Source organism: Variovorax sp. EBFNA2 (assembly GCF_033802765.1).
Classification (GTDB): domain Bacteria; phylum Pseudomonadota; class Gammaproteobacteria; order Burkholderiales; family Burkholderiaceae_C; genus Variovorax; species Variovorax paradoxus_H.
In genome coordinates this window covers 4507025-4527021 of the sequence record NZ_CP138496.1, presented here as the reverse complement: position 1 = coordinate 4527021, position 19997 = coordinate 4507025, and the positions used below count along the sequence as shown (strand labels likewise).

Sequence of the window (19997 nt, the reverse complement as noted above, 5' to 3'; positions counted from 1 at the left end):
TTACTTTTGGCAACGCTCTTCACATTGCAGCGTCCACCTGCTTTGCAATTGGGGCGTTCAATACACACATGGGCGCACAACGCCCCCTCAACAAGGAGATCCACATCATGAGCGTCACACGTTCTACCTTCTTCAAATGGGCCGCTGCCGGTGCGGTGGCCTTCGGTGCCCTCTTTGCGGCCACCTCGGCCAGCGCCCGCGGCGACGTGAGCTGGTCGATCGGCGTCGGCGTGCCCGGCGTGGCGGTCGGCGTGGGCGGTCCTGCCTATTACCCGGCGCCGGTCTATGCACCGCCGGCCCCGGTGTACTACGCGCCGCCGCCCCCGGTTTATTACCGTCCGTCGCCGCCGGTGTACTACCGTCCGGCACCGGTCTACTACGCACCGCCGGCCTATTACGGCCCGCGCTACTACGGTCGCGGCTATCACCGCGGTCATGGCCACGGACACGGCCACTGGCGCTGATTTACAACGCCGTTTGTGACGGAATGAAAAAAGCCGGCCCCGAAAAGGCCGGCTTTTTGCTGCGCGCTCGCCGCGCAGATTTCACATGGCGCGGAACAGATGCGCGTAGAGCCGGCTGACCGGGATCTTCTCGGCCCGCCCGCGCAGCGCCAGGTGCAGCTTGCCGGCCTCGTCGCGGTGCACCGCCTCGATGGCCGCGCTGCGCACCACCACCGCCCGGTGCACCTGCCAGAAGGCGTCGGGGTCGAGCTGGGGCAGCAATTGCTTGAGCGGCGTGCGGATCAGGTACTCCTGCGTGGCGGTGAGCACACGCAGGTATTTGTCGGCGGCCTCGAAATACAGCACCTCGTCGATCGGCACCATGCGCACGGTCGCGCCGCCGGCATCGCTGGCGGCAATCATGCGCAGCGGCACGGATGACGACGATGCCGATGCCGATGGGGCACCGCCGGCGGCGCCCAGCACCTGGCGCCACTGGGCAAGGGTGCGCTCCAGCGCTTCGTCGGCGGGGACGGGCGGCGTCATCGACGGTGCCGCCGCCGCCAATGCCTGCCGCAGCCGCGCCACGGTCTTGCGCAGGCGCTCGGGCTGCACGGGCTTGAGCACGTAGTCGATGGCCTCGGCCTCGAAGGCGCGCGCGGCGTACTCGTCGTAGGCGGTCACGAACACCAGCTGCGGCATCGGCGCCTCGTCGGTGGGCCAGCTGTCGGCCAGTTCGGCGGCGGCGCCCAGGCCGTCGAGGCCGGGCATGCGGATGTCGAAGAACAGCACCTGCGGCAGCAGCCTCAGCGCTTCGCGCACGGCGCTGCGGCCGTCGCGGGCGGTGGCGACCACGCGCAACTCGGGCCAGGCGGCGGCCAGTTCGGCCTGCAGGGCCTGGGCCAGCAGGGGTTCGTCTTCGGCGATGAGGGCGGTGAGGGGCATCGTCTGCTTGTCTTCGTCGTTGGGCCTGTTCAGGCGGACAGGGGAAGGTTCAGGGTGACGCATGTACCGCCACCAGTTTGCCCAGGGCGCAGGCTCAGCCGACCTTGTTCACCGTACACGGCGGCCAGCCGCTCGCGCACCTGTTCGAGCCCGAAACCGCCGCCTTCCGACGGTTGTGGTGGCGCCGCACCGAGCCCGACGCCGGTGTCGCTCACCTCGATGACCAGTTCGCCCGCTTTACGGCGCGCGCGCACGGCGATCTCGCCGCCCTCGACCTGGGGCTCGAGGCCGTGGCGGATGCTGTTCTCGACCAGCGGCTGCAGCAGCAGCGGCGGCACCGGCGTATCGCGCAGGTCGTCGGGCAGGTCGAGCGTGTAGCGCAGGCGTTCGCCCATGCGCACCGACATCAGCTCGAGGTAGTCGCCGAGCCGGTCGAACTCGGCCGACAGCGGATGCGACAGCGCGCGCGAGCCGTTGAGGGTCATGCGCAGATAGCTGTTGAGCCGGTCGAGCATGGCCACGGCGCGCGGCGGGTCGACGGTGATGAGCGCGCGCAGGTTGGCCAGCGTGTTGAAGAGCATGTGCGGCTCGAGTTGCGTTTCGAGCAGCTTGAGGCGGGCCTCGGTGGCGTTGCGCTGGGCCAGGTCGATCTGGCGTTGCATGTGCTTGCTGCGTCCGAGGCTGTAGAAGAGGTAGCACATGCCGATGGTGGCCGCCAGCGTGATGACGATGGTGGAGGCCATCCGGTGCCGGGCGAAGCCGCTGAAGTCGAACAGCGGCCGGCCGACCCAGGCGTCCCCGATGGCCCCGCCGCCGAGGAAGCCCAGCACAACACCGAAGGCCACCAGCACGAAGCCCCAGGGGCCGTGCGGCCAGAGCACGTCGCTCCTGCCGCTGATGAACAGGCGGCCGGTGTCGATGACCAGCCAGCTGATGGTTCCGATCGACAGCGAATACACCATCTGCGAATCCCAGCTGCCCATGCCCGAGACCGTCAATGCCGCGGCGATGACGCAGCAGAAGGCGACCGTGATCAGGCCGTGCCGCAGGATGTCCCGGAGGTTCTCGGCGCGAAAGCGCGACGGGCGGGCGGTGTCCGCCGCTGCCGTCATCAACGGTCCTCGGCGCCCAGGGTGCGGCGCTCGCGCGCCACCAGCCGGTCGTAGAAGCCGCCGCCGGGCGCGAGGAACCAGACCACTGCGCCGTGGATCAGCAGCCCCAGGCCCCAGCCCATGAGCGGGTAGACGGCCCACGTGTGGCCACGCGAGGCGGCCAGCCCGACCAGGCCCAGGTTGACGACCACGTAGACGAAGGCGTGGATGTACCAGCCCATCTTGGCGCCGGCGCGGCGACGGGCGCGCTTTTCGAGGTCGGCGTCGGCACGGTTCGAAGGGGTGGATGTGTTCATGAGAGTTCTCCTTGGACAGACAGGTCAGGATGAGGTGGTTTGGGGAAGGGGTGGAACTCGGTCCTGACTGTTCTGGCCGCAAGGGTCGGAACGGGACCGGAATCTTAGGCCGCGCGCGCCCCGCTGACCATCGCACCCGAGGCGGCGGCCAGCCGCCACAGGCGCGCGGCACGGGCCGCGAAGATGCCGCTGAAGGCGCCGTACAGCGCCGGCACGCCCAGGGCGAAGGCCGCGTGGTGGCGCAGCTCGGGGTGCATGGCCAGCGACACGCCCACCACGTACTTGGTGAAGAAGATGCCCATCATGAGTATCAGCGGCATGGCGGTGCCGGCCACGTGGAACTGGCGCGCCGCCGCGTCGTAGCGCGTGGTCGCGGGCAGTGGGCGGCGCAGCACCAGCGCCACGAGCAGCAGCGCCGCCACGGCCCAGCCGAGCAGCGCGCCGGCCGAGTCACCGAACACCGACACCACGCCGTAGAACGAGAGGCCGGCCATCGCGACCGGCATCACCAGCACGCGGTTCAGGCCCACGCGGTTGGCCACGAGTTGGCGGCCGCCGAGCCAGGCCAGCATGACGAACACGGCGAACACCCACTTGGGTGTGTGAAGAAGGATCTGCATCAGCATGGAAGGCTCCGTTCGGTGGGAAGAAGACAAAGAGGGCAGCGAATCGATGGAGCGGACTGTGCCGATGCCGCGCGGCTGCCGCCACGGCCCTGCGACGAAATGCCGATGAGCGGCGTAAAGCGCCGATCGCCGGCGTGAACGGCGGGCGGAAGGGCGCGGCAGATGTCCATCGGAAGCTTTACCGTCGCTTTACGGCACGGAAAACTTGGGGAGTGATATTTCGCGCTGTACTCTAGGCCGCCTCCCTTCAGGTCGCTCTTTCGCACCCCTTCGCACGCACCGCCCATGGATTCCCACACGCCCCCCGAGCCCCTGCCACCCATCGTGTCGCCGACCCATCCTCCGGCGCGCCGGCGCCGCTGGTTCGGGAGCCTGATGGCCCTGCTTCTGCTGGTGGCCCTCGGGGGCGGCGCCTGGTATCTGATCCAGCGTTCCAAGTCACCAGCGCCCGGCGCGGGCGGACCGGGCCAGGGTCGGCCCGGCGGCGGTGGACCGGGTGGGCGAGCGGGTGGTGGTGGCGGCGGCCCGGCCTCCAGCACCGTCGGCACCGCCGTCGCGCGGCAGGCCGACATTCCGGTGCAGCTCGAAGCACTCGGCACGGTCACGCCGCTGGCTAATGTGACGGTGCAGCCCCAAGTGTCGGGCGTGCTCACGGCCGTGCTGTTCAAGGAAGGCCAGATGGTCAAGAAGGGCGACGTGCTCGCCACCATCGACCCGCAGCCCTTCGAGAACGCGCTGGCGCAGGCCGCCGGTGCACGCCAGCGCGACGAGGCGCAACTGGCCGCGGCGCGCGTCACGCTGCAGCGCTACCAGACGCTGCTCGGGCAGGACTCCATCGCCCGCCAGGAGGTCGACACCCAGGCCGCGCTGGTCAAGCAGCTCGAAGGCACGGTGGCCATCGACCGCGCCAACGAGAACACGGCCAAGCTCAACCTGGCCTGGAGCCGCATCACGGCGCCGGTGAGCGGGCGCATCGGCCTGCGGCCGGTGGACGCGGGCAACTACATCTCGACGGGCAGCACGGGCGGCGTGGCCACCATCACGCAGATCGCGCCCATCGACGTCGAGTTCTCCATTCCGCAAGACCGCGTGCCCGAGGTGCAGGAGCGGCTGGGGCAGGGCGCCACGCTCGCCACCACCGCCTTCGACCGCACGCGCACGCGCCGGCTGGCCGAGGGCACCTTTTCCACGCTCGACAACATGGTCGACACGCAGACCGGCACCGTGAAGGCCAAGGCGCGTTTCACCAACGCCGACGGCGCGCTGTTCCCGAACCAGTTCGTCAACCTTCGGCTGCTGCTGCGCACCGTGAGCAGCGCGGTGGTGGTGCCGGTCACGGCGCTGCGCCACGGTCCGAACGGCGATTACGTGTACGTGGTGACGGCCGAGAACACGGCCTCGCAGCGCCCGGTGACACGCGGTGAATCGAGTGTCGATTTCGCCTCGATCACCAAGGGCCTGCAGCCCGGCGAAACCGTGGTGACCGAAGGCGGCGATCGACTGAAGGACGGCGCGCGCGTGCAGACCACGGTCGACCGGCCCGCCGGTGCGGCCTCTGGTGCAGCAGCGCCGGGCGGACGGCGCGGCGGACGTCGGCAGGAAGGCGCCGGCGGTGCGCGTCCGTCCGAAGCGGCTGCGCCTGCCGCGCCATTGCAGGCACCCACTGCGCCGGCCGCAGCACCTGCGGCAACAACGCCCGCACCCGCTGCAGCCCCTGCAGCCAAGCTCCCCACCCCCGAGCAGCGCCAGCGCATGCTCGACGCGGCCAAGGACGATCCCGAACAACTCGAACGCCGCAAGCGTTTCCTCGAAGCGCTCGACCGCGGCGACCCGGCCGCGCTGGAGCGTTGGCAACGTCAGTCCGAGCGCGGCGGCGCCGGCGGCGAACGCGGCGGTGAGGGACGGCGCAGTCCATGAGCGCCGTGCCGGGCCGCCCCAAACAAGCTCGCACCGCAGTGCGAAGCACGAAGGTATATCTATGAGCCCGTCGCGCCCGTTCATCCTGCGGCCGGTCGCCACCTCGCTGCTGATGCTGGCCATCGTGCTGGCCGGCCTGGTGGCGTTCCGTTTTCTGCCGCTGGCGGCGCTGCCGCAGGTCGACTACCCGACCATCCAGGTCCAGACGCTCTACCCCGGGGCCAGCCCCGAGGTCATGAGCAACACCGTCACCGCGCCGCTCGAACGCCAGTTCGGCCAGATGTCGGGGCTCGACCGCATGAGTTCGACCAGCGCGGCGGGCGTGTCGATCATCACGCTGCAGTTTTCGCTGGGCCAGACGCTCGACGTGGCCGAGCAGGAAGTGCAGGCCGCCATTAATGCCGGCGGTTCGCTGCTGCCGGCCGACCTGCCCGCGCCGCCGGTGTACGCCAAGGTCAACCCGGCCGATGCGCCCGTGCTCACGCTGGCCATCACCTCCGACACGCTGCCGCTCACCGAGGTGCAAAACCTCGTCAACACCCGGCTCGCGCAGAAGATCAGCCAGGTCTCGGGCGTGGGCCTCGTATCGCTCAGCGGCGGGCAGCGCCCGGCCGTGCGCATCCAGGCCAACACGCAGGCGCTCGCGGCCAACGGCATCGGCCTCGATACGCTGCGCACCGCCATCAGCGCGGCCAACTCCAACGGCGCCAAGGGCAGCTTCGACGGCCCCAAGCGCGCCTACACCATCAACTCGAACGATCAGTTGCTCACGGTCGACGACTACAAGAACCTCATCGTCAGCTACAAGAACGGCGCGCCGATCCGCATGGTCGACGTGGCGCGCGTGGTCAACAGCGCCGAGAACGCACAGCTGGGCGCCTGGTCCGGGCGCAAGGTCGATGGCGAGGTGCAGCTCACGCCGGCCATCATCCTGAACGTGCAGCGCCAGCCCGGCGCCAACGTGATCGCCACCGTCAACGCCATCAAGACGCAGCTGCCCGAATTGCAGGCCGGCCTGCCCGCGGGCCTGCAGATCGAGGTGCTGAGCGACCGCACCGCCGGCATCCGTTCGTCGGTGCAGCACGTCGAGATGGAGCTGGTGCTGGCCGTGGTGCTCGTGGTGCTGGTGATCTTCGCGTTCCTGGGCAGCCTGCGCGCCACCGTCATCGCCAGCATCGCCGTGCCGATCTCGCTCATCGGCAGCTTCGGCCTGATGTACCTGCTGGGCTACAGCCTGAACAACCTGAGCCTGATGGCGCTGACCATCGCGACCGGCTTCGTGGTCGACGACGCGATTGTCATGATCGAGAACATCGCGCGCTACATCGAGGAGGGCGAGAAGCCGCTGCAGGCCGCGTTCAAGGGCGCCGCGCAGATCGGCTTCACGATCATCTCGCTGACCGTGTCGCTGATCGCGGTGCTGATCCCGCTGCTGTTCATGGGCGACGTGGTCGGCCGGCTGTTCCGCGAGTTCGCCGTGACGCTCGCCATCACCATCCTGATCTCGGGCGTGGTCTCGCTCACGCTGGTGCCGATGATGTCGGCGCGCTGGCTCAAGCACGAACCGAAGAAGGACGCGACCGGCACCGGCTTCGGCGCGCGCGCCCAGCGTTTCTTCGACGGCGTGATGGTGCGTTACGACCGCTCGCTGCACTGGGTGATCGCGCACCAGCCGCTCACGCTGCTGGTGGCGCTGCTCACCATGGTGCTGACCGTGCTGCTGTACCTCACGATCCCCAAGGGTTTGTTTCCCACGCAGGACACCGGCCAGCTGCAGGCCCGCGTGCAGGCCGCGCAAGACGTGTCCTTCGAGCGCATGGCGCAGCTGCAGCAGCAGGCTGCACGCGCCATTCTTGAAGACCCCGACGTCGAGAACCTCAGTTCCTTCGTCGGCGTGGACGCGGCCAACAACACCATGCTGCACACCGGCAGCATGCTCATCAACCTGACCAAGAGCCACGACAACCAGCAGGAGGTGATGGACCGCCTGCGCGAGCGCGTGCAGAAGGTGGCGGGCCTCACGCTGTACCTGCAGCCCACGCAAGACCTGACCATCGATGCCGAGACCGGCCCGACCGAGTACCGCGTGTCGCTGGAAGGTGTGAACAGCGCGCTCGTCACCGAGTGGATGCAGAAGCTCGTGGCGAAGCTGCAGGAGTCGGACAAGGTGCGCAACGTGAGCAGCGATGCTGGCGCGCAAGGCCTGGCCGCGTATGTGAACGTGAACCGCGACACGGCATCGCGGCTGTCGATTACCGCGAGTTCGGTGGACGACGCGCTGTACAGCGCCTTCGGCCAGCGCATCGTGTCGACCATTTTTACGGAGACGAACCAGTACCGCGTGATTCTGGAAGCACAGCCCGGGATGGTGAACACGCCGCAGACGCTGGGGCAGCTGAACCTCATTGCGGGGTCGGGCACGGCGACACCGTTGTCGGCCTTTGCGGAGATCAGCGAGCGGCAGGCGCCGTTGCAGATCACGCACGTGGCGCAGTATCCGGCGAGTACGTTGAACTTCGATACGGCGCCGGGGGTGTCACTCGGTGGTTCTGTTGCGGCGATTCGCGCGGCTGCGAAAGAGATCGGGTTGCCGGGCAGTGTGACGATGACTTTTCTGGGGGCTTCGGGGGCTTATGAGAAGTCTTTGTCGAATCAGCTGTGGTTGATTCTGGCGGCTGTGGTTTGTGTGTACATCGTGTTGGGGGTGCTGTACGAGAGCTATGTGCATCCGTTGACGATTTTGTCTACGTTGCCTTCTGCTGGGGTTGGGGCTTTGTTGGCCTTGATGATTACCGGCAATGACCTGGGGGTGATTGGGATCATCGGGATCATTCTGTTGATCGGCATCGTGAAGAAGAACGCGATCATGATGATCGACTTTGCTATTGATGCGGAGCGGACTCAAGGGAAGTCTGCGCGTGAAGCTATTCATCAGGCTGCTCTGTTGCGGTTTCGTCCTATCTTGATGACGACGCTGGCTGCGTTGTTTGCTGCTGTGCCTTTGATGTTGAGTTTTGGGGATGGGGCTGAGTTGAGGCGTCCTCTGGGGCTTGCGATTTTTGGGGGGCTGATCGTTAGTCAGCTGCTGACTTTGTTTACTACGCCGGTTATTTATTTGGCGTTTGATCGGTTGGGTGGAGGGGCTCGTCGGTCTTCTGCTGATCTTGAGGAGGAGACGGTTTGATCTGTCTGTGCTCCTGCTGCTTGTTTGTTTTCCGAGGCCGGGAGTTCCGCCCGGCGGCGGACTCACTTTCTTTTGCTTCGCCAAAAGAAAGTAAGCAAAGAAAAGGCGACCCCACTGTCTGCGACCCCTGCGCTTCGCTACGGGGCAACCTGCGGTGCTCGCGTTTCGCGGGGTCTCGCAGAACTCGCTGCGCTCAAACAGCTGCGAGCCCTGATCCGCGAAACGCTGCGCTCCTCGGCGCATACAGAGGGGCTTCGATACCGGGCGGGCCGTCGCTTCGCTCGGCCTGCGATCGGGCCTTTGCTTCGCTCGGCGATCGGACTTGCTCCCTCTCCCCTTGGGGAGAGGGCGGGGGTGAGGGCATCGGCCTTCATGCGCGCGAGCCGGTGTTTCTGTGCCGCGGACCCTCACCCCAACCCTCTCCCCAAGGGGAGAGGGAGCAATTCAAGCCGAGCGCAGCGAAGGCTCGTGAGGTGTCCAGGCGCCGAGCGCAGCGATGGCGTGTCGGTCCCCCAACCCCTTCTGTATGCGCCGAGGAGCGCAGCATTTCGCGGATCAGGGCTCGCCCTTGTTTGAGCGAAGCGAGTTTGGGCGAGACCCCGCGAAACGCGAGCACCGCAGGTTGCCCGAAGCGAAGCGCAGGGACGCAGACAGCAGGGTCGCCTTTCTTTTGCCTACGTTTCTTTGGCGAAGCAAAGAAAAGTAGGTCGCCCGCCGGGGCGAGACCCGGCCTCGGAACCCAAAAGAAGGCACTGCGATGAACCTGTCGCGCCCCTTCGTCCGCCGCCCCATAGGCACAGTCCTCCTGACCATAGGCATCGCCCTGGCAGGCATAGCCGCGTTCTTCGTCCTCCCAGTCTCCCCGCTCCCCCAAGTCGACTACCCAGTCATCTCGGTAAGAGCCTCGATCCCCGGAGCAAGCCCCGAGACGATGGCCACAAGCGTAGCGACGCCATTGGAAAGACACCTGGGAACAATCGCAGGCGTCAACGAAATGACGTCCACCAGCTCGGTAGGCTCCTCCCGAGTCACCCTGCAATTCGACCTCAGCCGCAACATCGACGGCGCCGCCAGAGAAGTCCAGGCCGCCATCAACGCCAGCCGCGTAGACCTGCCCGCCACGCTGAGAAGCAACCCCACCTACCGCAAAGCCAACCCAGCAGCTTCGCCAGTCATCATCCTGGCCCTCACGTCAAAGACGAAAACCCCAGGCCAGATCTACGACGCAGTCTCGAACATCGTCAGCCAGCGCCTGTCCCAGGTAGACGGCGTAGGCGACGTGGAAATCGGCGGCGGTTCGCTCCCCGCCGTGCGCATCGAACTGCTCCCCTTCGCACTGAACCGCTACGGCATCAGCACCGACGACGTGCGCGCCGCGATCCAGGCGTCCAACGCCAACCGCCCCAAGGGCATGGTGCAAGGCGAAGGGCGCAAGCTGCAGATCTACACCCAGACCCCGGCGCTGCGCGCAAGCGACTACGCCTCGATGGTCGTGGCCTGGCGCAACGGCGCTGCGGTCCGCCTGCGCGAGGTCGCCGACGTGATCGACGGCGTGGAAGACACGCGCACGCTGGGCCTGTTCAACGGAGAGCCGGCGATCATCGTGCTGATCACGCGGCAGCCTTCGGCCAACATCATCGAAACGGTCGACAACGTGCGCGCGCTGCTGCCCGAGCTGCAGGCGCAACTGCCGCCGGACGTGACGCTGCAGGTCGCGTCGGACAGCACCAACTCGATCCGCAGCTCGCTGCGCGAGGTGGAGATGACGCTGGTCATCGCGGTGCTGCTGGTGGTGCTGGTGGTCAGCCTGTTCCTGCGCAGCGTGCGCGCGACCGTGGTGCCGGCGGTGGCGACGGTGGTGGCGCTGCTGGGCACGTTCGGCGTGATGCACCTGCTGGGCTTCAGCCTCAACAACCTGAGCCTGATGGCGCTCACGGTGGCCACGGGCTTCGTGGTGGACGACGCGATCGTGGTGCTCGAGAACACCAGCCGGCACATCGAGGCCGGCATGTCGCGCATGAAGGCGGCGCTGCTCGGCGCGCAAGAGGTCGGCTTCACGGTGCTGTCGATCAGCGTGTCGCTGGTGGCGGTGTTCATTCCGCTGCTGTTCATGGGCGGGCAGGTGGGGCGGCTGTTCCGCGAGTTCGCGGTGACGCTGTCGGCGGCGGTGCTGATCTCGCTGGTCATCTCGCTCACCACCACGCCGATGATGTGCGCCTGGATGCTCAAGCCCGGCGGCAACAACGGCCACGGCAACGGCAAGCCGCCGGGCCGGTTCGGCCGCGCGGCGGAGCGCAGCTACGACTGGATGCTCAAGCGCTACGAGAGCGCGCTCGACTGGGCGCTCGACAGCAAGGCGATCGTCATGTTCGTGCTGCTGGCGGTGGTGGGGCTCAATGTCTACCTGTTCAGCGCGGCGCCGAAGGGCTTCTTCCCGCAGCAGGACAGCGGCCAGCTCAACGGCGGCCTGCGTGCCGACCAGAGCATTTCGTCGCAGGCCATGGCGGCCAAGTTGCGCGAGGTGGTCGACATCATCCGCAAGGACGAGGCGGTCGACACCGTGGTGGGCTTCACGGGCGGCGGGCGGGCGGGCGGCGGCTTCATGTTCGTCAACCTGAAGCCGGCCAGCCAGCGCAAGGACAGCGGCTTGGCGGTGATCGCGCGGCTGCGTCCGCAGCTGGCGCAGGTGACGGGGCTGCGCGTGTTCCTCGGCCCGGTGCAGGACGTGCGCTCGGGCGGGCGCTCCAGCAACTCCACCTACCAGTACACGCTCAAGAGCGACAGCCTGTCCGACCTGCGCACGTGGGCCGTGAAGCTGGCCGACGAGATGAAGCAGCAGCCCACGCTGACCGACATCGACACCGACCAGGACCAGAACGGCGTGGAGACGGTGGCCAAGGTCGACCCCGACAGCGCGCGGCGCCTGGGGCTGACCTCCACCGCCATCGACAACGCGCTGTACAACGCCTTCGGCCAGCGGCAGGTGGCCACGATCTACACCGAGCTCAACCAGTACCACGTGGTGATGGAATGGGCGCCGGCCTACACGAGCAGCCCGAACGCGCTGCGCGACGTGTACGTGCCCGCCACCAAGACTTCCGTGGTGGGCGGGCAGGCCGTGACCACGCAGGTGGCCGCAACGACCACCACATCGACAAGCAGCACGGCCGCCTCCACCAGCGCCGCCGCGACGGTGCCGGTGTCGGCGAACGCCGGCCTGCGCAACGCCTCGACCGGCAACGTGCTGAGCAACACGCCCACCACGCTGGTGCCGCTGTCGGCGGTGGCGAAGTTCGAGGAGCAATCGGTCGCGACCTCGGTGAGCCATGAAGACGGCGAACTCGCCACCACCATCTCGTTCAACCTCGCCGAAGGCGCCAACCTCGGCGATGCGCGCGAGGCCATTGCCAAGGCCGAGGCCAACATCGCGATGCCGACAAACGTGCGCGGCGCCTTTGCCGGCACCGCGCTGAGCGCGCAGCAGTCGCAGGGCCAGCAGGTGATGTTGATTCTGGCGGCGCTGGTCGTGATCTACATCGTGCTGGGCATCCTGTACGAGAGCCTGGTGCATCCGGTGACGGTGCTGTCGACGCTGCCTTCGGCCGGCGTGGGCGCGGTGCTGGCGCTCTTGATGTTCCGCATGGAGTTTTCCATCATCGCGTTGATCGGCGTGTTCCTGCTGATTGGCATCGTGAAGAAGAACGCCATCCTGATCATCGACTTCGCTCTGGAGGCCGAACGCTCGCGCGGGTTGAGCCCGCTCGAGGCGGTGCGCGAGGCCTGCCTGCTGCGCTTCCGTCCCATCCTGATGACCACGCTGGCCGCCGCGCTCGGCGCACTGCCGCTGGCCATCGGCTTCGGCGAGGGCGCCGAACTGCGCCGGCCGCTGGGCGTGGCGATCATCGGCGGGCTCATCGCGAGCCAGCTGCTGACGCTGCTCACCACGCCGGTGGTGTACCTGCTGCTCGACAAGCTGCGCCGCCGCGGCAAGAACGAACACGCGCTGAGCCGCGCCCCGGCCGCCTGAGATCCACGACCATGAATGCCTCTATCTCTTCCTTTGGTTCTTCACGCCGCTTCTTCGCGCTGAGCACGCTCGCGCTGGCCGCCGTGCTCGCCGGCTGTGCCGTCGGGCCGGCCTACCAGCTGCCCGCATCCGCCGCGCCCGCCGGCTGGAAGGAACAGCCCGCCGCCGACGGCTGGCTGCCCGCCGCGCCGGCCGACGCGCTCGACCGCGGCGAGTGGTGGAAGCTCTTCGGCGACGCCACGCTCGACGAACTCGCGGGGCGCGTGCAGGTGTCGAACCAGAACATCGCCGCCGCTGTCGCCAACTACACACAGGCCCAGGCGCTGGTGCGCGAGCAGCGCGCGGGGCTGTTCCCGTCGGTGTCGCTCGACGGCAGCGGCAGGCGCTCGGGCACCGTGGGCGGCAACGCCTCGGCCAGCCCGTCGAATGCCTTCGGCGCCACGTTGGGCGCGAGCTGGACGCCCGACGTGTGGGGCCGCCTGCGCGAAACCGTGAACAGCGCGCAGGCCAACGCACAGGCCAGCGAGGCCGACCTGGCCTCGGCGCGGCTGTCGGCCGTCGGCGACCTGGCCACCAACTACTTCTCGCTGCGCGAGGCCGACGCCGAGATCGTGCTGCTCGACGAAACCATCCTCGGCTACCAGCGCGCCTTCGAGATCACGAGCAACCGCTATGCCGCCGGCATCGCCGCGCAGACCGATGTGCTGCAGGCGCAGACGCAGCTGGTGAACGCCAAGGCCGATCGCGTGGGCCTGCAGCGCACGCGCGCCACGCTGGAGCACGCCATCGCGATGCTGGTGGGCGTGGCGCCGGCCGACTTCAGCCTGCCGCCCGCGCGCTGGACGCCCACGGTGCCAGGCATTCCGACCGGCGTGCCCTCGACGCTGCTGCAGCGCCGGCCCGACATTGCGGCGGCGGAGCGCGCGGTGGCCGCGGCCAATGCGCAGATCGGCATCGCGCGCTCGGCCTACTACCCGAACATCTCGCTCACGGCCTCGGTCGGCAGCAACGCAAGCCGCGTGAAAGACCTCTTCGGCTCGGCCAACACGCTGTGGGGGCTGGGCCTGTCGGTGGCGCAGGTGGTGTTCGATGCGGGGGCGATCAGCGCCAGCGTCGATGCCGCCAAGGCCGGCCACGAGGCCAGCGTGGCGCGCTACCGGCAGACCGTGCTGGCCGCGTTCCAGACTGTCGAAGACCAGCTGACGACTGGCGCCACGCTGGCGCAGCAGGAAGGCCTGCGCCGCGAGGCCACGGCAGCGGCCGACAAGACCGAGCAGCAGTTGCTCAACCGCTATCGCGCGGGGCAGGTGAGCTATACCGAGGTGGTGCAGGCGCAGGCCGCCGCACTGAGCGCGCGGCGCGCGCTCGTGCAGCTTCAGGTCAATCGCCAGGCCGCGGCAATCGCGCTGATCCAGGCCATGGGCGGCGGCTGGCAGGCCGACTGGATGGGCGATGCCCGCCCGGCCGGCAACAGCACTTCAAACAACAACGCCGCTTCCCGCACGCCGTAAGGGGCGGGTGTCGCGGGCGGGCAGGGGAACCTGCCTGGCCCGTCGGCCCGACCAGTGCTCGCTGCGTGCAGGAACACCGGACCGGGCGTCGTCGCTTCGCGGCGGTGGTCGCCGCTCGGCTCACATCACACGATCGCTCTCTCCCCATCACGCCGGACGGTCGATGGCACCGCCCAGATAGTCCTTGTCGGTCACCAGGACCCAGAGGGCGAGCACCATGATCAGCGCGGCCACAAGCACCGCGTTGACCAGCGCCGGCTCGACCATGCGGAAGTCGAGCAACCAGGGCGACACCGCCAGCCACGCTGCCAGCGCCACTTCGGTCCACTCTTCCCACTGGTGCGGCACGAAGGTCGCGCCCAAGGCCACAGCGCCCAGCACGATGCCGGTCGCCACCATGGTCCACATGGCGAGCGCGTTGCCCTGAAAGCCCAGTACCCACGGCGAGACGATCAGCCACACGCCGGCGGCGGCGTTGACGGGGTCCTGCCAATGCTTCACATGCTTCATGGTCTTTACCTCCTGTCGCAGCACGACGCCACGACGCTGGTTGGACTGCCGCGTGACACCGTGGTTCCACGGGCTTGCGGATCGGCACTGCGTTCCTATACTTGAGTGAACACTCATTTAAACGAGCGATGGAGCGCATCCACACATGGCCCGGCCCCGCAGCGCAGACAAGCACAACGCGATCCTCGAGGCGGCGCTGGTCGAGTTCGGCCGGCGCGGCGTGTGGGCCACGCCGACTTCGGCCATCTCGCGCACCGCGGGCGTGGCCGAGGGCACGCTGTTCACCTACTTCGCGAGCAAGGCGCTGCTGACCGACGCGCTGTACCGCGCATTGAAGACCGAGCTGGCCGGCGTGATGCTGGCCGACTGGCCCGAAGCCGCCGACCCGCGCACCCAGTTCCGCCACATCTGGGACCGCTACGTGCAATGGGGCGTGGCGCATCCCGGCAAGCTGCGCGTGCTGGCGCAACTCAAGGTGTCCGACGAACTGAGCAACGAGAGCCGCGCCGCCGGCATGGTGCCGTTCGCGCGGCTGGAGGCGGCAGCGCAGGAGTGCATGCGGCGCGGCGAAGTCGTCGAGCGCCCGATGGAGTTCCTGGGCGCGATGCTCACGGCGATGGCCGAGACCACTGTCGGCTACATCGCGCAGGCCGGTGATGAACAACCCGTCTTCGACTACGCCGAAGCCGGCTTCGAGATGTTCTGGCAAGGCATCGCCGTGCCGCCCTGACCACGGCACACCTTCTGCACGCACGACAAGACCCCCACTGAAGAAAGACCCCCCATGCCCACACTCAAACGCCGCCACTTCGTGCTCGGCACCCTCGGGGCCGCCGGCGCCCTGGTCGTCGGCTGGGCCGCTACGCCGGCGGCGTCGCGCCTCGTGCCCGGCGCCCCGCTGCCGGCGGGCAACGGGCAGGTGGCGCTCAACGGCTGGGTCAAGGTGGGCAGCGACGACACGGTCACGCTGGTGATGACGCAATCGGAAATGGGGCAGGGCACCCACACCGGCCTGGCGATGCTGCTGGCCGAAGAGATGGACGCTTCGATGCCGCAGGTGCGGCTTGAGCAGGCCGGCTTCGACGCCATCTACAACAACCAGGCCATGATCCTCGACGCGCTGCCGTTCAAGCCCGGCGACGAGGGCTTCGGCAAGCGCGCCGCGCACCAGGTCGTGGGCAAGCTGCTGCGCACGATCCCGGGGCTCTCGGGCACGGGCGGCTCGTCGAGCGTCACCGACCAGTGGGGTCCAGTGCGCGAGGCCGGCGCGTCGGCGCGGCTCATGCTGGTGGGCGCTGCCGCCGCGCAGTGGCAGGTGCCCGCCAGCGAGTGCCGCACCGAGGCGGGCCGCGTGCTGCACCCGGCCTCCAACCGCAGCGCGCGCTTCGGTGAGCTTGCCGCGAAGGCCGCGCAGCAGCCGCTGCCCACGGCGGTGAAGCTCAAGGCGCCAGCCGACTTTCGCGTCATCGGCCAGCCGCAGCGGCGCATCGACAACGCCGGCAAGCTCAACGGCACCGCCACCTACGGCATCGACGTGCTGCCACCGGGCCTGCTGTACGCCAGCATCGCCATGTGCCCGACGCTGGCCGGGCGCGTCGCGCACTTCGATGCGAAAGCCGCCGAGGCACTGCCCGGCGTGCGCAAGGTGATGGCGCTCGAACCCGTGGCCGCGAGCCTCGTCGGCACCGGCAGCACGGCGGGCGGCGTGGCCGTGATCGCCGACACGCCGTACCACGCGATGCGCGCGCTGAAGAAGGTCGACATCACCTGGGACCACGGCCCGGCCGCGAGCCTGTCGAGCGCCGAGATGATTGACCGCCTCGCGCGCACGCTCGACGCGGATGCGGGCAACGCGCGCCTCGACACCGGCGATGTGGCCGCAGCACTCAAGTCCGCTGCGCGCACGATCGAGGTCGAGTACCGCGTGCCCTTTCTGGCGCACGCCACCATGGAGCCGATGAACTGCACCGTGCAGTTCAAGGACGGCGCCGCCACCGTCTGGGCGCCCACGCAGGCGCCGGGCTTTGCGCGCGCCGCGGTCGCCAAGACGCTGGGCATCGACGCCGAGAAGGTCACGCTGCACGTGACCTACCTGGGCGGCGGCTTCGGGCGGCGCTACTTCATCGACTTCCTGGTGCAGGCCGCGCAGCTCGCGCGCGAGGCCGGTGGCGCACCGGTGCAGCTGATCTGGTCGCGCGAGGAAGACATGACGCACGACTTCTACCGCCCGGCCTACGTGGCGCGGTGCAGGGCCGGCTTCGACGCCGCGGGCGCGCTGGTCGCGTGGCAGACCACGAGCGCCGGCTCCAGCCTGGGTGCGCCGTCGTTCATGGACAACTCGACCGACGGCGCCTGGAACACCGCCTACGATTTTCCGCAGGCCCGCGTGGCGCACGTGCCGGTCGAGTCGGCCGTCACCACCGGCATCTGGCGCTCGGTGGCGCATTCGCAGAACGGCTTCTTCGTCGAGAGCTTCATCGACGAATGCGCCGTGGCCGCCGGCAAGGACCCGGTGGCCTTCCGAGCCGGCCTGCTCGCCAAGGACGCGCGCCACCTGGCGGTGCTCCAGCGCGTGGCCGAGTTGTCGCAATGGGGCGAGCCGCTGGCTGACGGGCCCGACGGCGCCAAGCGCGCGCGCGGCGTGGCCATTCACCGTGCTTTCGGCAGCATCGTGGCGCAGGTGGCCGAGGTGTCGGTGACGCCCGAGCGGCAGATCCGCGTGCACCGCGTGGTGTGCGTGATCGATTGCGGCCTGCCGGTGAACCCGAACCTGATCCGCCAGCAGATGGAAGGCGGCATCGTGTTCGGCCTGTCGGCGGCGCTGCGCGGCGAGATCACCGTGGCGCGCGGCCAGGTGCAGCAGACCAATTTCCACGACTACACGCCGCTGCGCATCGACGAGTGCCCGGTCATCGAGGTCGACATCCTCGCCGGCACCGGCGCCGAGGTGCCGCCCGGCGGCGTCGGCGAGCCGGGCACGCCGCCCATCGCGCCCGCCGTGGCCAACGCCGTGTTCGCGCTGACCGGCCAGCGCCTGCGCAGCCTGCCTTTGCGGCTGGCCTGACCCTCCCAGAACAAGAAGGACACCCCATGACCACGACCACCACCACGCTGAAGATCAACGGCCAGACCGCCACCGTGAGCGCCGAGCCCGACACCCCGCTGCTGTGGGTGCTGCGCGGCGAAATGAAGCTCGTCGGCACCAAGTTCGGCTGCGGCAAGGCGCTGTGCGGCGCCTGCACCGTGCACCTGGACGGCGAGGCCGTGCGCTCCTGCGTCACCCCGCTCGAAGCCGTGGGCGCGCGCGAGGTCACCACCATCGAGGGGCTGAAAGGCCGGGAGGCCGACGCCCTGCGCCAGGCCTGGACCGAGGTCGACGTGGTGCAGTGCGGCTACTGCCAGAGCGGCCAGCTCATGTCGGCCTGCGCGCTGCTCAAGGCGACCCCCAAACCCAGCGACGACCAGGTCTCGGACGCCATGCGCGGCAACATTTGCCGCTGCGGCACCTACCCCCGGATTCGCGCCGCGATCCACCTGGCGGCCGAAACAGCGGGGCGATAACGCAGAAACCGGGGTGTTTGTTTACAGAAGTTAATAATTTCGCCGTAATTCTCGAAAAAGTCGCCAGAACCGAATTTTTACGGAAATTGGGGATATGAAGCTTCGATACGCCGCCGTACCATCCGCGCGGCCCGCTTCGGGCCGGCCCCTGTTTCCGACTTTCGATGACCCCCCCAGACCCCTCGCGGACGCGCGCCCTGTCCGTGGCCGACACGCTGCGCACACGCATCTTCGATGGTGCGATCGCCCCCGGCGCCCACCTGATGGAGATTTCGCTCGCCAATGAGCTTGGCGTGTCGCGCACCCCTGTGCGCGGTGCCATGGCACGGCTGGCCGACGAGGGGTTGCTGGTCTATCACCCGCAGCGGGGTTTCCAGGTGCGCCGTTTCGACGCCAAGGACGTGTTCGACGCCTTCAGCGTGCGCGCCACGCTCGAAGGCATGGCCTGCCGCCTGCTCAGCGAGCGCGGGCTGGGCGGCGAGGCACTGGCCGAACTGACGGCCATGGTCGACGAGCAGCACGCGCTGCTGCACGACAGCGGCGAATGGACCGACGAGCGCGCCGACCAGTGGCAGGACCTGAACCAGGCCTTCCATCACAAGCTGCTGTCGCTGGCCGACAACCGCTGGCTCAGCGAGGCCGTGCAGCGCGCCTGCCAGCTGCCCGTGATCTTCGACAGCCGCTCGCGCCCCCACAAGCGCGACGCCGCGATGCTGATGTACCGCCACGGCCAGGCCCTGCAGGCGCTGGAAGAGCACCGCTGCATCGTCGACGCGCTCGGCCGGCAGGAGTCGGCCGGCGCCGAAGCCGCGATGCGCGAGCACATCAACGCCAACCGCGACCTGTTGGTGCTGTATCTGCGCCAGAGCGCCGGCCGCACCCGCGCGATCGCCTGAAGCTTCTTCTCTAGCCGCCGCGCGCCACCGGCGCCATGAGGTAGGCCCCCGACTCGAACAGCTGCGCCTCGGCCTGGTCGATGCGCCGGATCACCGGCTTGCCCGCGCGGCTCGCGAGCAGTTCGACCAGCGCTTCCGTCACGGCCACGCCGGCCGCCACCGAGGGGAAGAACGAGGGGCTGTGGATGGTGAAGAGCAGCGTCTCGTCCGCCAGCAGCGACAGCGGCGAGGTCACGCTGTCGGTGATCGCCACGATGCGGCAGCCGGCCGCCTTCGCGGCTTCGGCCACCTGCAAAGCTTCGCGCGAGTAGGGCGCAAAGCTCGCCACCACCAGCGCGTCGCCCTTGGCGAAGGCGCGCTGCTGCATCTCGAGCGAGCCGCCCTGGCCGTCGACCAGGTGCACGCTGGTGCGAAAGAGCCGGTACACGTACACGAACGAGAACGCGATCGGAAAGCACGCGCGAAAGCCCGCCGCATGCACGGCCGGCGCCTTCTCGAGCAGCACGCAGGCCTTGAGCAGCGCCGGCCCGCTCTGCTGGTGCGTGAGCTCCAGGTTGCGCCGCTGCACCTCGAACATCTCGCCCGTCAGGCCCTGGTCGGCGGCGCGGCCCACCAGCTGCTTGGCGCGCACGCCATACATTTCGGTGCCCAGGCCCATGTCAGCGGCGAAGGCCTCCTTGAGCTGCGGCCAGCCGTCGAAGCCCAGGTGCTGGGCGAAGCGCACCAGCGTGGCCGGCGTGCTCTGCGCGCGCGTGCCGACATTGCGCATCGAGCCCGTGACCACTTCGTTGGGGTGGTCGAGCACGTAGCGCGCGACCTGCTGCAGGGCAGGGCTCAGTTCGTTGAAACGCTGGCGGATCTGTTCTCGGGCGCCCATGGCGGTGTCTCTTTTCTCGGGGTGTCTGGAACGAATGTACCGGAGCAGGGAAACCACGGGAGTTGACGGAACAAATGTTCCAAAGAATAATT

The 19997-nt window shown here is 68.6% G+C and carries 15 protein-coding genes; 9 read left to right on the top strand and 6 right to left on the bottom strand.

Features of this window, described 5'->3' with window-relative positions:
- The first annotated feature begins 107 nt into the window (after positions 1-107).
- The gene (locus tag RZE79_RS21255) at positions 108-464 is read left to right on the top strand and encodes a hypothetical protein (protein WP_319356700.1); all 357 of its coding nucleotides are present in this window, start codon (positions 108-110) and stop codon (positions 462-464) included.
- 81 nt (positions 465-545) lie between these two features.
- Here the strand turns inward: RZE79_RS21255 and RZE79_RS21250 are convergent, their stop codons facing one another.
- The 4 genes from RZE79_RS21250 to RZE79_RS21235 all read right to left on the bottom strand — a co-directional run bounded on the left by RZE79_RS21250 (position 546) and on the right by RZE79_RS21235 (position 3422).
- Positions 546-1388 (bottom strand): LytTR family DNA-binding domain-containing protein, encoded by an 843-nt coding sequence (locus RZE79_RS21250; protein ID WP_319356699.1) that lies wholly within the window; start codon positions 1386-1388, stop codon positions 546-548.
- Between the two features lie 29 nt (positions 1389-1417).
- Complete coding sequence (locus RZE79_RS21245; protein WP_319356698.1) at positions 1418-2500, bottom strand: histidine kinase; 1083 nt, start codon at positions 2498-2500, stop codon at positions 1418-1420.
- Positions 2500-2796: a 2TM domain-containing protein gene (locus RZE79_RS21240; RefSeq protein ID WP_319356697.1), complete on the bottom strand. Its 297-nt coding sequence runs from the start codon at positions 2794-2796 to the stop codon at positions 2500-2502. Before RZE79_RS21240 ends, RZE79_RS21245 begins: the two co-directional genes overlap by 1 nt.
- Before the next feature lie 104 nt (positions 2797-2900).
- A complete protein-coding gene (locus tag RZE79_RS21235) occupies positions 2901-3422 on the bottom strand; it encodes a DUF6622 family protein (protein WP_319356696.1) in 522 nt (173 codons plus the stop codon).
- A gap of 285 nt (positions 3423-3707) precedes the next feature.
- Between RZE79_RS21235 and RZE79_RS21230 the strand changes: the two genes are divergently transcribed.
- From RZE79_RS21230 to RZE79_RS21215, 4 genes are all read left to right on the top strand, one after another.
- Positions 3708-5339, top strand: coding sequence for an efflux RND transporter periplasmic adaptor subunit (locus tag RZE79_RS21230; protein ID WP_319356695.1), 1632 nt, complete (start codon positions 3708-3710; stop codon positions 5337-5339).
- 61 nt (positions 5340-5400) lie between these two features.
- Positions 5401-8523, top strand: coding sequence for an efflux RND transporter permease subunit (locus RZE79_RS21225; RefSeq protein WP_319356694.1), 3123 nt, complete (start codon positions 5401-5403; stop codon positions 8521-8523).
- 757 nt (positions 8524-9280) lie between these two features.
- Entirely contained in the window at positions 9281-12550 is a 3270-nt protein-coding gene (locus RZE79_RS21220) for an efflux RND transporter permease subunit (RefSeq protein WP_319356693.1), read from the top strand.
- A gap of 11 nt (positions 12551-12561) precedes the next feature.
- The gene (locus RZE79_RS21215; protein WP_319356692.1) at positions 12562-14061 is read left to right on the top strand and encodes an efflux transporter outer membrane subunit; all 1500 of its coding nucleotides are present in this window, start codon (positions 12562-12564) and stop codon (positions 14059-14061) included.
- 147 nt (positions 14062-14208) lie between these two features.
- Here RZE79_RS21215 and RZE79_RS21210 read toward each other — a convergent pair whose 3' ends face one another.
- On the bottom strand, positions 14209-14571 hold the full coding sequence (locus RZE79_RS21210) for an SPW repeat protein (RefSeq protein WP_319356691.1): 363 nt from the start codon (positions 14569-14571) through the stop codon (positions 14209-14211).
- 145 nt (positions 14572-14716) lie between these two features.
- Here RZE79_RS21210 and RZE79_RS21205 point away from each other — a divergent pair, with 145 nt between their 5' ends.
- The 4 genes from RZE79_RS21205 (at position 14717) to RZE79_RS21190 (ending at position 19028) form a co-directional block, all read left to right on the top strand.
- Entirely contained in the window at positions 14717-15301 is a 585-nt protein-coding gene (locus RZE79_RS21205) for a TetR/AcrR family transcriptional regulator (protein ID WP_319356690.1), read from the top strand.
- Positions 15302-15355: 54 nt separating this feature from the next.
- Positions 15356-17635: a xanthine dehydrogenase family protein molybdopterin-binding subunit gene (locus RZE79_RS21200; RefSeq protein ID WP_319356689.1), complete on the top strand. Its 2280-nt coding sequence runs from the start codon at positions 15356-15358 to the stop codon at positions 17633-17635.
- Between the two features lie 26 nt (positions 17636-17661).
- Positions 17662-18132: a (2Fe-2S)-binding protein gene (locus tag RZE79_RS21195; RefSeq protein ID WP_319356688.1), complete on the top strand. Its 471-nt coding sequence runs from the start codon at positions 17662-17664 to the stop codon at positions 18130-18132.
- 164 nt (positions 18133-18296) lie between these two features.
- Positions 18297-19028, top strand: a complete 732-nt coding sequence (locus tag RZE79_RS21190; RefSeq protein WP_319356687.1) for a GntR family transcriptional regulator — start codon at positions 18297-18299, stop codon at positions 19026-19028.
- Positions 19029-19038: 10 nt separating this feature from the next.
- Here the strand turns inward: RZE79_RS21190 and RZE79_RS21185 are convergent, their stop codons facing one another.
- Positions 19039-19905: a MurR/RpiR family transcriptional regulator gene (locus tag RZE79_RS21185; protein WP_319356686.1), complete on the bottom strand. Its 867-nt coding sequence runs from the start codon at positions 19903-19905 to the stop codon at positions 19039-19041.
- Positions 19906-19997 lie beyond the last annotated feature (92 nt).

Bases quoted from the DNA above. Each gene is read 5' to 3' on its own strand.
- RZE79_RS21255 (WP_319356700.1), top strand. From the start codon at position 108: ATGAGCGTCACACGTTCTACCTTCTTCAAATGGGCCGCTGCCGGTGCG.
- RZE79_RS21250 (WP_319356699.1), bottom strand. From the start codon at position 1,388: ATGCCCCTCACCGCCCTCATCGCCGAAGACGAACCCCTGCTGGCCCAG.
- RZE79_RS21245 (WP_319356698.1), bottom strand. From the start codon at position 2,500: ATGACGGCAGCGGCGGACACCGCCCGCCCGTCGCGCTTTCGCGCCGAG.
- RZE79_RS21240 (WP_319356697.1), bottom strand. From the start codon at position 2,796: ATGAACACATCCACCCCTTCGAACCGTGCCGACGCCGACCTCGAAAAG.
- RZE79_RS21235 (WP_319356696.1), bottom strand. From the start codon at position 3,422: ATGCTGATGCAGATCCTTCTTCACACACCCAAGTGGGTGTTCGCCGTG.
- RZE79_RS21230 (WP_319356695.1), top strand. From the start codon at position 3,708: ATGGATTCCCACACGCCCCCCGAGCCCCTGCCACCCATCGTGTCGCCG.
- RZE79_RS21225 (WP_319356694.1), top strand. From the start codon at position 5,401: ATGAGCCCGTCGCGCCCGTTCATCCTGCGGCCGGTCGCCACCTCGCTG.
- RZE79_RS21220 (WP_319356693.1), top strand. From the start codon at position 9,281: ATGAACCTGTCGCGCCCCTTCGTCCGCCGCCCCATAGGCACAGTCCTC.
- RZE79_RS21215 (WP_319356692.1), top strand. From the start codon at position 12,562: ATGAATGCCTCTATCTCTTCCTTTGGTTCTTCACGCCGCTTCTTCGCG.
- RZE79_RS21210 (WP_319356691.1), bottom strand. From the start codon at position 14,571: ATGAAGCATGTGAAGCATTGGCAGGACCCCGTCAACGCCGCCGCCGGC.
- RZE79_RS21205 (WP_319356690.1), top strand. From the start codon at position 14,717: ATGGCCCGGCCCCGCAGCGCAGACAAGCACAACGCGATCCTCGAGGCG.
- RZE79_RS21200 (WP_319356689.1), top strand. From the start codon at position 15,356: ATGCCCACACTCAAACGCCGCCACTTCGTGCTCGGCACCCTCGGGGCC.
- RZE79_RS21195 (WP_319356688.1), top strand. From the start codon at position 17,662: ATGACCACGACCACCACCACGCTGAAGATCAACGGCCAGACCGCCACC.
- RZE79_RS21190 (WP_319356687.1), top strand. From the start codon at position 18,297: ATGACCCCCCCAGACCCCTCGCGGACGCGCGCCCTGTCCGTGGCCGAC.
- RZE79_RS21185 (WP_319356686.1), bottom strand. From the start codon at position 19,905: ATGGGCGCCCGAGAACAGATCCGCCAGCGTTTCAACGAACTGAGCCCT.